We start from the raw sequence: 11921 nt of genomic DNA on the forward strand, positions 1-11921 counted from the left end.
GGCGAAGGAAGAGGCGCTAAGGCCGCCGAAACCCAGTCGGCCCGCCATAGCGATACCCAATCCGATCAACCGCATCCTTCAGCCCTTCGCGCGAGACCAGCATGGTGTGGCCGTTGGCGTGGATCATGGTCTCGGCGTCGGCCATAACGGCGACATGCCCCTTCCAGAACACGAGGTCACCGCGTTTTAGCCCGGCATAATCGGATCCCGGATCGAGCGGCTCGCCCAGGCCTGCCGCCTGCATGTCGGAATCTCGAAGCACATTGCGGCCGGCCATGCGCATGGCCAGTTGCACGAGGCCAGAACAGTCGATGCCGAAGCCGGAGGTGCCGCCCCAGAGATAGGGCGTGCCGATAAACATCTCGGCGACCGAGACATAGTCGGCGGCGATATCGCTGACCGGGCGCACATGGCCGGCGATCAGCGCCTCGCCGGAAGGCAACAGCGCATAGTGCGTGCCGCGCGTTTCGGCAGCGCCCCTCACCGTCACCGTCGAGCCCATCGACAATTGCCCGCTGATCGGAAAGCGCAGATCCGGGCCTGGATAGAGAAAAGTGCGCGGCGCCGTGACGATGTGGGTTGGCGCATGCTCGGGTGCGCCCAGCATGGTGGCGCCGACGTAGCCGACATAGCCGTCACGTTCGGCCTGGACCCAGGCCCATCCCTCGGCTTCCTCGAAGACAAGCACATCGTCGCCGAACAGTACCTGCGTGTTGACGCCGGCATCCGGGCGCGGTGCCTTGCGCACGTCAGCCACGGAGGCCGTGATCCGAGCCCGACGGCCGGTGACGAAGCGATCGGCCGAAACCTCCCCTTTCAGCCTGGCATCGGCGAGGTCGGAACGGAAGGCGTGGAGGCGGGCATCCCTGGCAGTCAAATCGGTACTCGTTCTAATTCATGGATTGATCAGATGGGCAGTTCATGAGCCCTGGCAACGATACCATCCCCGAAGCGCTCGACAAAGAGCGCGCCTTCGACCGTGCGCCGGATCAGCACATTGCGCTTGTCGAGCTCGTCGCGATGGCGTGACACCAGTTTCAGCGCACCCATCGTGTCGAGGGCGCGAGTGATAACCGGCTTGGTAACATTGAGGCGGGCGGCTAGACCGCGCACCGTGTGCGGCGGCGGGTCGAGATAGATGGTGAACAGGATCGCCGTCTGGCGCATGGTGAGATCTGGCGCGCCGGCGCGCACCTGCGACAGCATCACCTGCTGCCACAGCCGCATCGCCTGGCTCGGACGCATCGAAATCGACATCGCCCGAGCATGACGGCAAATTGTTTCGGTTCCGTTTCAGTTTTGGTGGCCGTCTCAGGGCGTCAGGCATAGCGCCTCGAAATGACCCGCTCCAGTGCACGGATGCCTTGCGCCTCTCCGCCGGCGGGTCCGTAGGGGCGATCGGACGGGTTCCAGGCGAAGATGTCGAAGTGCGCCCAGCCCGTTGTCCGTTCGACAAAGCGCTTGAGGAACAGCGCCGCGGTGACCGAACCGGCGAAGCCGTCGGTGGTGACGTTGTTGATGTCGGCGATCTTCGACGCCAGCCTGCCTTCATAGGGTCGCCACAACGGCATGCGCCACAACGGATCCTCGACGGCCATGGAGGCCGCAGCCAGTTCGGACGCCAGCGCTTCGTCGCCAGTGTAGAAAGGCGGCAGATCGGGCCCGAGCGCGACACGCGCTGCCCCGGTCAGCGTCGCCATGTCGATCAGCAGTTCCGGCTCCTCGTCATCGGCCAGCGCCAGCGCGTCGGCCAGCACCAACCGCCCTTCGGCGTCGGTGTTGCCGATCTCGACGGTAATGCCCTTGCGGCTGGTCAGTACATCTCCAGGCCGGAAAGCGTTGCCGGCAATCGAATTCTCGACCGCCGGGATCAGGACGCGCAGCCGCACCTTCAGCCCGGCAGCCATGATCATCGAGGCCAGGCCCAGCACATTGGCGGCGCCGCCCATATCCTTCTTCATCAAGAGCATGCCCGACGAAGGCTTGATGTCGAGGCCGCCAGTGTCGAAACAGACACCCTTGCCGACCAGCGTCACCTTCGGCGCGCCTTCCGGTCCCCAAACCATATCGATCAGGCGCGGCACTCCGACCGAGGCCCGGCCGACCGCATGGATCATCGGGAAATTCTGCTTTAGGAGATCATCGCCCTTGATCACCGATACCTCGGCCTTGTGAGTGGCCGCCAGGGTCCGTACGGCCTTCTCGAACTCGTCCGGTCCCATGTCGCTGGTCGGCGTGTTGACCAGGTCGCGCGCCAGGAAGACGCCGTCGGCGATGCGCCGGACACGACCCGCATCGGCGCCGGACGGCAGCGCAAAACGCAACGCCTTGCCTGATTTCTTGCCGTAGCGAGTGAAGACATAGCCGCCGAGCACCAAGCCTATGGCCGCGAGTTCCGGCTCGGCTGGAGCGGCGGCAAAATGCCAGTCGCCTTCCGGCAAGGCTCTCGCCAGCATGCCGACGGCCAGCGCGCCCTCGCCATCACCGACGCCGAACAAGGCGCCGGCAAGGGAACCGTTGTCGCCGGCGACAGCGAGCGTCCTGCCGGCTTCGCCGGAAAAGCCGTTGGCGGCCGCCCATGCGATCGTGGAAGGCGAAAGCCCCAAGGCCTCCAGTCCATCCCTCGCGACCAGATGGACCGGCAAGGCAGTGTTTAGTGTCTCGACGAGTTCGACGGGCATTCGATGGTCTCCGGGAGGCTTGCAGATCGTCCCCAGTCAAGTGATAGGGACGTCGGATGATTTCAACATCTATGCACAGAGACCAGACATTGGACATGCCAGGCCAATGGCTTCCGGCGGGCCGTTCGCCGATCAGACGGCTCGCTTTTTAACTGTCCGTTAGGGTTAACAGAATATTTCTGCGGGGATGAAGATGGCCACGTGAATGGCCACGCGCAGGAATGGAGAGCCCCGTGCCGATGCCCACCAACCGCAGGACGAACGTCACGGGCAAACGGTTGGTCACCACAGCGTTGCTGATGGCGCTGGCGGCCGGTGTTGCCGGGTGCGGAACCAGCAAGCTCACGACCGGCTCGATCGGTCGCACCAGCGGCAAACCGCTGGAAACCATGTCGGCCAGCGAGTTGCACGGGGCAACCGGGCGGCTCGGCGAATCCTACGCAAAGAACCCCAACGACAAGCGGCTGGCGACAAATTTTGCGGCGGCGCTCCAGATGGACGGCGATGCCGACCAGTCGCTTGCCGTGATGCGCAAGCTGGCGATCGCCTACCCCAAGGATCGCGACGTGCTTGCCGCCTACGGCAAGGCGCTGGCCGCCAACGGCCAGTTCGAGCCGGCGCTCGACGCCGTGCGCCGGGCGCAGACGCCGGAATATCCGGACTGGCGGCTGATGTCGGCCGAGGCCGCCATTCTCGACCAGCTTGGCCAGAAGGATGAAGCGCGCCAGAACTACCGCAAGGCGCTGGACCTCAAGCCGAACGAACCCTCGATCCTTTCCAATCTCGGTATGTCCTATGTGCTGGAAGGCGATCTGCGCACCGCCGAGACCTATATGCGCTCGGCAGCCCAGCAACCGAATGCCGACAGCCGGGTGCGGCAGAACCTTGCGCTGGTCGTGGGACTGCAGGGCCGCTTCGACGAGGCCGAGAAGATCGCCTCGCAAGAGCTTTCGCCCGAACAGGCGCAAGCCAATGTGGCCTATCTTCGCCAGATGCTTGCCCAGCAGAACGCCTGGAGCCAGCTCAAGGATCAGGACAAGGCACAGGCGGCGACCAACTGAGCGCCGCATGGGCGCCGGCTCCCGCACAGCGCAAATCCGTCCACATATCAAAGCTGAAAACAAGAGCCGCACTGCATTGGCAGTGCGGCTCGTTTGTATGGCTGCAACGAGGCCTACTGGCTTGAGGAATTGTGCTGGTCGCCGAAGATGCCGCGCTGGCTGACCTGAATGCCGGCTGGGCCCAGAATGATGGCGAACAAAACCGGCAGGAAGAACAGGATCATCGGCACGGTAAGCTTCGGCGGCAGGGCGGCGGCCTTCTTCTCGGCTGCATTCATGCGCATGTCGCGGCTTTCCGCGGCCAGCACGCGCAATGCGTGCGCCACGGGTGTGCCGTAGCGTTCCGCCTGGACCAGTGCCTGGGACACTGACTTCACCGATTCCAGGCCGGTACGAGCCGACAGGTTTTCATAAGCCTGCTTGCGTTCCTGCAGATAAGAGAGTTCGGCATTGGTCAGCACGAATTCCTCCGCCAGCGCCACCGATTGCGAACCGATCTCCTCGGAGACCTTGCGCAAGGCAGCCTCGACCGACATGCCCGACTCGACGCAGATCAGCATCAGGTCGAGCGCATCCGGCCACGCCGCCTGGATCGACTGCTTGCGCTTGGCGGCACGATTGTTGACGTAAAGGATCGGCGCATAGAAGCCGGCGTAGGCGACGAGAATGCAGACGAACAGTTTCGCGAAGGCCGGCCGGTCAGGCAGTCCGCCGAGCACGAACAGATAGATCGCTGCCAGCGCGAAACCCACAAACGGCAGGATCAGGCGGAAAAACAGGAAGCGCGTCAGCGGGTTTTGGCCACGAAATCCCGCCACCTTGAGCTTCTGCAACGTGCCTTCATCGGCCAACGCACGCCGCAGGTCGAGCCTGTCGACGATGTTGCGCATGCCGATCGACTGCTCTTCGCGCAGCCCCTTGCGGCGGCGATCGGCTTCGTTGGCAAGCCGCGAGCGCTGCTTGGCGCGCAATTCGTCACGCTCCAGCGCCACCGATTTCATGCGCGCCTTGAGCTGATTGCCGCCAAGCGCCGGCAGCAACGTGAAGACGGTCGCGAACACCGCAACGCCGACCAGCAATGCGATCAGGAAGGCAGGATCGGTCAGCGATTTTACGACTTGGTCGGTCATCCGTTTTCAGTCTTTTCGTTCGAGCTTTCCAAGGTGGGCCTAAACTTCAAAGTTCATCATCTTGCGCATCACCAGAATGCCGATCGACATCCACACGCCGGAACAGCCAAGGATCAGATTGCCGGTGCTGGTGGTGAACAGCGGCATGATGTAGTTCGGGCTCGACAGATAGACGAGAAGGGCGACGACAATAGGCAGCGCGCCGATGATGACGGCCGACGCCTTCGCTTCCATGGACAGCGCCTGGACCTTGGCCTTCATTTTCTTGCGATCGCGAAGCACGCGCGAAAGGTTGCCTAGCGCCTCGGAGAGATTACCGCCGGCCTGTGACTGGATCTGGATAACGATTCCGAAGAAACTTGCCTCGCTGCACGGCATGGTCTCAGCCATGCGCAAGGTGGCGTCGGGGATGGACATGCCAACCTGCTGCGAATCGACGATCCGGCGGAACTCGGTCTTGACCGGCTCCGGCGATTCATTGGCGATCAGGCGAATGGCGTCGTTGAGCGGCAGGCCGGATTTGACGGCGCGCACGATGATGTCGAGGGAGTTGGGAAATTCGTTGAGGAACGCCTTGACCCGGCGCGCGCGGCGAAACGAGACGAACCAGCGTGGCAGGCCGAGCGCGCCGGCCAGAAGCGTACCCGGCAGGACAAGTAGCGGCGCGCCGGCGAGATAGGCGAGCACCGTCAGCGCGATGCCGCAAATGACGGAGTAGATATAGAAACGCTCGATCGAGACCTGCATGCCGGCCTGACGAATCTGGGCCTTCAACGGCGGCTTCTTGACGGCGAGTTCGTTGGTTTTCTGCTTTTCGTCGAGCTGTTTCAGCGTGTCCTGGACAGATTTACGCCGCTTGACCGCCTCCGCGACACGGTCGCGCGAAGCCTTGACGACCGAACGATCGGTCTCGGCGGCCTTGATCGTCTCGAGCCGCTTGCCGGCCTGCTTCTCGTTGCTCATCTTGGTGAACAGGAAGGCATAGGCGACCGCACCGGCGCTGAAGCCGGCGAGCACGATGAACGCCAGTACGGTGGTATCAATTCCGAACATCGACCTCAGTCCCCACGCCTGGATATGCGTTAGTCAGCGCGTTTCTCCATCGATTCCAGAGCATTGGCGAGGCGCTGTTCCTCGCCATAGTAGCGGGCGCGATCCCAGAAATGCGGACGGCCGATGCCGGTCGACACATGCTCGCCAAGCAGCCTTCCGTTCGAGTCCTCGCCCTTGATGTTGTAGAGCACGATGTCCTGCGTGATGATGACGTCACCTTCCATGCCGATCACCTCGGTGATGTGGGTGATGCGGCGCGAGCCGTCGCGAAGGCGTGCTGCCTGGATGATGACATCGACGGAGCCGACGACGATTTCACGCACGGTCTTCTGCGGCAGCGAATAGCCGCCCATGGCGATCATCGATTCGATACGGTTCAGGCATTCGCGCGGGCTGTTGGAGTGGATCGTTCCCATCGACCCGTCATGGCCGGTGTTCATCGCCTGCAGCAGGTCGAAAACCTCCGGTCCGCGCACTTCGCCGACGATGATGCGTTCGGGCCGCATGCGCAAGCAGTTCTTGACCAGGTCGCGCATGGTCACCTCGCCTTCGCCCTCGAGATTGGGCGGGCGGGTTTCGAGACGTACCACGTGCGGCTGCTGCAGTTGCAGTTCGGCCGAGTCCTCGCAGGTGATGACGCGTTCCTCGCGGTCGATATAGTTGGTCAAGCAGTTGAGCAGCGTCGTCTTGCCGGAGCCGGTACCGCCGGAGATGACGATGTTGCAGCGGACGCGGCCGATAATCTTGAGTATCTCGGCGCCCTGCGGCGAGATGGCGCCGAACTTGACCAGCTGATCGAGCGTCAGCTTGTCCTTCTTGAACTTGCGGATGGTGAGCGCGGTGCCGTCGATGGAGAGCGGCGGCGCGATCACGTTGACGCGAGACCCGTCAGGAAGACGGGCGTCACAGATCGGGCTCGATTCGTCGACGCGGCGGCCAACCTGGCTGACGATGCGCTGGCAGATGTTGAGCAGCTGCTGATTGTCGCGGAAGCGGATGCCGGTCTGTTCGACCTTGCCGTTGACTTCGATGTAGACGTTCTTGGAGCCGTTGACCATGATGTCGGCGATATCGTCGCGGGCGAGCAGCGGTTCCAGCGGCCCGTAGCCTAGCACATCGTTGCAGATGTCGTCGAGCAACTCTTCCTGCTCGGCGATCGACATTGCGAAATTTTTGATGGCGATGATGTCGTTGACGATATCGCGGATTTCCTCGCGCGCGCTCTCGGGATCGAGTTTCGCAAGTTGCGACAGGTCAATGGTGTCGATGAGCGCGGAGAAGACCTGGCTCTTGGTGTCGTAGTAGGTTTCGCTTTTTTCGCGCTGGATCTTTTTTGGCGGCTCCGGCGCCATCGACGGCGCCTCAACGGCACGGCGAGTTGGCGGCGTTGCCAGCGCTCCCGGCGGCGGCGCTGCCGGGGGTCGGGCAAGTACCGCCATGTCCGCAGGCGTTGCAGCAGCCGGCGCCGCTGACGCTGGCTGACGGAACTCCGGGGTGAACCGGCCGCCGTCGTCGGAGCCTCTTTTTCCAAACATGATCGACTACCAATTTCGCTTGAGAAGCGTCATTTCTTGTTACGCGAGAGCTTGCCGAGGAGGCCGCCAAGGCCTGCCTTCTTCCTGGCCTTGATTTCGCTGCGACCGGTCAGCACGTGCGCGATTTCGTTGATCATGCCGACGACCGGGCTCTTGGGATCCATCTCGCCCAGCATGCGGCCGTTGTTCGCGGCATTTCCAAACAACAACGGGTCGAAGGCGATGACCGACATCGGCGTGAGGCTGAGCGGCTCGGCGAAGTCGGAAGCGGAAATCTCGGGCCGTTTCGGCACGCCGGCCTGATTGATGATCAGTTTCGGCGGCGGATCGTTCGGGCGAAGCCGCGTCAGCATATCGACCAGATTCTTGGTGTTGCGCAGATTGGCCAATTCCGGCGTCGCAGTGATGACGATCTCGTCGGCCTTGATCAGTGTGTTCTTGGTCCAGCCCGTCCAGATATGGGGGACGTCGAGCACCAGCAGCGGCACGCTGCGCTGGGCGGTATCGATGAGTTGCGTGAAGGCATCGGGATCGAAATCATAGACACGTTCGAGGGTGGAGGGCGCGGCGAGCAGCGACAGATGTTCGGCGCACTGGGCAAGCAGACGGTCGAGATAAACCTCGTCGACGCGTTCGGGCGAAAACACGGCCTCGGCGATGCCTTGCGCAGGGTCCTGGTCGAAGTTTATGTTGGCCGTCCCGAAAGCCAGGTCGAGATCGGCGACGACCACTTCCGACTTGAACAGCGATGACATCGCCCACGCCACATTGTGGGCGATGGTCGAGGAGCCGACGCCACCCTTGGCGCCGACGAAGGCGATCGAGCGGCCGATCGGCTCGGCTTCCGGATCGACGAAGATCGACGAAACCACCGAGACAATATCGGCCATCGACACGGGCGCGATGACGTATTCGGAAATACCGAAGCGGATGAGTTCGCGGTAAAGACCGACATCGTTGTAGTGGCCGATCACCACGACTTTAGAGGAGGGATCGCAATATTCTGAAAGCTGGGCAAGCTGCTCCAGCAACTGCTTCGGTTCGCTGCGCGACTCCAGAAGGATGAGGTTCGGCGTCGGCGCGGATTGGTAGAATTCGATCGCCGTGGCGATGCCGCCCATATGCACTTTCAGATGCGCCTTGGCCATGCGGCGATCCTCGCCGGCCCGCTCCACCGGATGCGCGACACCTTCCGTCTCGCAAAATGCCTGGATGGAAATACGCGGAACCGGCCGCAGCGCCTGCATCGCGGCAATATCCAATTGCGAGCTGTCGCCGCCGTCTACGGGCGTATCGTAGGCAAGATTGCTCATTGTCATGCTCTTTTCCGTGACTTCTCTTCCGGTCTCTACGCGGGACCGGCGCTCCTAGTACGTCACTTCCGAATTGCCGAGGAACTCGTCCGAAATACCTCTGCCGCGGTAGACGTCGATCACCGCGCCGCGGTTCTCGGCGTCGATGTCGGACGACTTTCTTGGCCCGAGCAGATCGGTCGGATTGGCGAGTTGCGCGGCGAGGTTGTTTTGAGACGAGCAGCCGTAATCGGCGTAGTGCTTGTTTTCGGAGGTTTCGAGGATGTCTTCGGGCCAGCGCCCGCATTTGTCGGTCTGGGCTCTCACCGAAATATAGGAAACGCGGATAGGCGCCGACGCTTCCGGGGAAACCGACTGGTAGGAGGTCACCACGATCCGGTTTAGCTTGATGCCGCTGGCAACCGCCAGCCTTGCGAAATCGCGCGCCGCGGCAGTCGCCGCGACCTCATTAGCCGAGCCGATCGGGGTTGCGATCGTCAGCGCCGGGGCAGCGCTCTTGTCGTAACCGTCGAGGAAGCCCAGAAGCGTGTCGCGCTGCGAGCCGGTCATGCCGCGATCGCCGGCGCCGACCGGGAGGTCGAGCTTCTGGTTCTTCTCAGCAATTACGATCGGATGCGTGGTGCGATAGTCATCGGGAATCGCCCCAACCGTGATGCTGTCGCGCTTAGCGCAACCGGCAAGCGAGGCGGCGATCGCGACCGCCAGGATCGGCATTGCCGATCGGCGGATCCGGCCACGGCCAGACCATGCCGTTGCGGCAATCGCCAGTACCTTTGATGCTGACTGATACATTCCGCTTCCCCGCTTACTTGTAGATGAAGCCGACAACGCCGTGGTAGCGGCCGTTGGGCTTGTCGGTCTGCATGGTGCCGTAGACGCGGTTGACGCGGCCAAGGAACATGGCCGGACCATCGCCTGCGGCATTGAAATTGTCGTCCGGCTTAGCCAGGTCGTTGCGCGCCACCGGCCGAGCCAGATAAGGCGTGATGATGATGACCAGTTCAGTTTCATTGCGGACGAAATCGCGGCTGCGGAATAGCGTGCCGAGCACCGGGATCTTGGTCAGGCCGGGCAAGCCCGATACAGCCTGGCGGACGTCGTCGCGAACGAGGCCGGCAATCATCATCGAACCGCCCGACGGCAATTCGACGGTGGTGTCGGCAAGTCTCTTGCGGATCGACAGAAGCGTCAGGCCGGGCAAGCTGCCGCCGCCTTCCAGGGTGGTAGCACCTTCCGAGGTCGGCTCCGAAACCGATGTTCTGACCTTGAGGCTGATCCGGCCCGCCGACAGCACAACGGGCTGGAACTCGAGACCTATGCCGTATTCCAGCTTTTCGTTGGTGTAGGTGACCTGGCCGGTCTGGTTGTCGGTCGAAACGTTGTTCGTACGTGCCGTGATGAGATTGAATTCGCCGCCGACCCTGAACGTTGCCTTCTCGCCCGAAACCGCGGTGAGGGTCGGTTCTGCAAGCGTCTTCATGACGCCGCTTTGCTCCATGGCATTGATGTAGGCTTTGAGGCCACTGCCGCCCAAGTTAAAGCCTGAATTCTGCGAAAGCGGCTTTCCCAAACCGTAGTTGGGCGAACTCAGCGCACCGTAAGCGATGCCGTCCATGCTGCCGCTGCCAACCATGTTGACGCCGAGCTGCTTCATCACCGAGCGGCTGACTTCGGCCACGGTCACCTTCAGCGTCACCTGGTCGTCGCCGATGATCTGTAGCAGGTTGACGATCTTCGAGACCCGGCGTTCGGCATCCGGGTTGTTGATGTCGACGCCCCCATTGGCATTGCCGCCGGCCGCGGTCTGCGAATACTGGCCCGTCGTCGCTTCACCTCCGGACACGAAGATGGTTGCCAGATCGACGGCGCGCTTGGCATCGAGCGGCGTATCCACCGTCCCGGTCAGGACGACGTTGTCGTTCAGCAATTCGACCTTGATCTCGGCATTCGGAAGGAAGCGCTTGAGGTAGTCTTCCAATCCGGCGACGTCGCGTTCGACGGCCAGATCCAGGCTGGCAATCTGCTCGCCATTGGGACCGAAGACGAAGATGTTGGTTTCGCCCACCGACTTGCCGAACAGATAGATGCGCCTTGCGGTGCGGGTCACCGCATCGGCGACCGCGGGATTGGCGACAAGGATGTCGTAGGCGTCGCTCGGCAGATCGATGACGACCGATTTGTTGAGGCCGAGCTTGACACGTTGCGTGGCGGTCGAGGCCGTGACCCCGACGCTCTTTCCGGCGGCCTTGGCGTCGCCGAGGCCACTTGCATGGGCTCCGAGGAAAAGCAGGCCGACGGCTGCAGCCATGGTGACCGGCAGTTTAGCGACTAACCTCATTTCCTTGCCCCTACTTCGGAAACTTCGCCCGATTTGATCAACCGCACCGTTCCGCGCCGCCCACTGCCGGAAACGAGGTAGTCGGCTTCATCGGTACCCTTTTCCTTGTTGTCGGTGATCGAGCGCAGCGCCAGCGTCAGGCGATCGGCCATCTGCTGGGCGACGGTTATTATCTCGGCCTGCTGCGGCGTCAGCTCCAGCGTCGCCGTCTGTCCGACCCTGGTCTTCTTGCCTTCCTCGTCCTCCTGGATGGTCTGATCGATCGCCAGGACGCGGATGTTCTTGAGGATGGTCTCGGTGGTGAATCCGCTGCCGCCGTTGCCGGTGTCGGATCTGCGGGTCATGATGACGTCGACAAAATCGTTGGGCAGGATGAACCCGCCTGCCGACGTGTCAGCCGAGATCGCGGTGGCGACGGCACGCATGCCGGTGGGCAGGATCGAAGACATGAAGCTTTGCCCCTCGCCGATCAGCTTGGAGCGCCGCAGCGGCTCACCGGTGTACATCGCCATGCGGGCGACGGAGCCCTTCAGTTTCTCCCGCGCTTCGGGTTCGGCGGCACGGGTGATGAAATTCGCATTGATGCCATCGGACGGCCAGGACTCCCAGCTGAGATTGTTCTCAAGTGGGCTGCCCATCGGCACGTCGCCGGAAAGCACGAGCACATCCTGCAAGGCAATGGCCGGCGCCTGCGGGGCATCGGCGACGACCTGCTGGGGCGGGACCGCCACCATATTCTTGGCGACATAACCTGCACCACCCGCCGCAGCCACCGCCACGCCCAGAATAATCAGTCGGGATGCTGGCATC

The 11921-nt window shown here is 62.6% G+C and carries 11 protein-coding genes; 1 reads left to right on the forward strand and 10 read right to left on the reverse strand.

Translation table 11 applies throughout. From position 1 onward, the window contains the following. Positions 1-16: 16 nt before the first annotated feature. From NKI15_RS06105 to NKI15_RS06115, 3 genes are all read right to left on the reverse strand, one after another. Positions 17-877, reverse strand: coding sequence for a C40 family peptidase (locus tag NKI15_RS06105; protein WP_023703457.1), 861 nt, complete (start codon positions 875-877; stop codon positions 17-19). A gap of 29 nt (positions 878-906) precedes the next feature. Continuing rightward, positions 907-1257 (reverse strand): MarR family winged helix-turn-helix transcriptional regulator, encoded by a 351-nt coding sequence (locus NKI15_RS06110; RefSeq protein WP_023669596.1) that lies wholly within the window; start codon positions 1255-1257, stop codon positions 907-909. A gap of 62 nt (positions 1258-1319) precedes the next feature. Further along, positions 1320-2681, reverse strand: coding sequence for a leucyl aminopeptidase family protein (locus NKI15_RS06115; protein WP_023703458.1), 1362 nt, complete (start codon positions 2679-2681; stop codon positions 1320-1322). A 239-nt stretch (positions 2682-2920) separates the two neighbouring features. On the opposite strand from NKI15_RS06115, the gene NKI15_RS06120 reads away from it, so the two are divergent. Next, on the forward strand, positions 2921-3742 hold the full coding sequence (locus NKI15_RS06120) for a tetratricopeptide repeat protein (protein WP_023703459.1): 822 nt from the start codon (positions 2921-2923) through the stop codon (positions 3740-3742). 113 nt (positions 3743-3855) lie between these two features. On the opposite strand, the gene NKI15_RS06125 is transcribed toward NKI15_RS06120, so the two are convergent. From NKI15_RS06125 to cpaB, 7 genes are read right to left on the reverse strand one after another with little or no spacing between them, the layout of a single operon-like run. Further along, the gene (locus tag NKI15_RS06125) at positions 3856-4872 is read right to left on the reverse strand and encodes a type II secretion system F family protein (protein WP_023703460.1); all 1017 of its coding nucleotides are present in this window, start codon (positions 4870-4872) and stop codon (positions 3856-3858) included. 39 nt (positions 4873-4911) lie between these two features. Further along, entirely contained in the window at positions 4912-5925 is a 1014-nt protein-coding gene (locus NKI15_RS06130) for a type II secretion system F family protein (protein ID WP_023703461.1), read from the reverse strand. Positions 5926-5954: 29 nt separating this feature from the next. Continuing rightward, positions 5955-7460, reverse strand: coding sequence for a TadA family conjugal transfer-associated ATPase (locus tag NKI15_RS06135; protein WP_023738191.1), 1506 nt, complete (start codon positions 7458-7460; stop codon positions 5955-5957). A 29-nt stretch (positions 7461-7489) separates the two neighbouring features. Further along, entirely contained in the window at positions 7490-8773 is a 1284-nt protein-coding gene (locus tag NKI15_RS06140) for a CpaE/TadZ family protein (RefSeq protein ID WP_023681982.1), read from the reverse strand. Positions 8774-8827: 54 nt separating this feature from the next. After that, positions 8828-9565 (reverse strand): CpaD family pilus assembly protein, encoded by a 738-nt coding sequence (locus NKI15_RS06145; protein WP_352858845.1) that lies wholly within the window; start codon positions 9563-9565, stop codon positions 8828-8830. Between the two features lie 13 nt (positions 9566-9578). After that, a complete protein-coding gene (locus tag NKI15_RS06150) occupies positions 9579-11111 on the reverse strand; it encodes a type II and III secretion system protein family protein (protein ID WP_023681984.1) in 1533 nt (510 codons plus the stop codon). After that, complete coding sequence (gene cpaB, locus NKI15_RS06155; RefSeq protein WP_023681985.1) at positions 11108-11920, reverse strand: Flp pilus assembly protein CpaB; 813 nt, start codon at positions 11918-11920, stop codon at positions 11108-11110. The genes NKI15_RS06150 and cpaB overlap by 4 nt, the downstream gene beginning before the upstream one ends. Between the last annotated feature and the right edge of the window lies 1 nt (position 11921).

The organism is Mesorhizobium sp. M0862 (assembly GCF_040319795.1).
GTDB lineage: Bacteria > Pseudomonadota > Alphaproteobacteria > Rhizobiales > Rhizobiaceae > Mesorhizobium.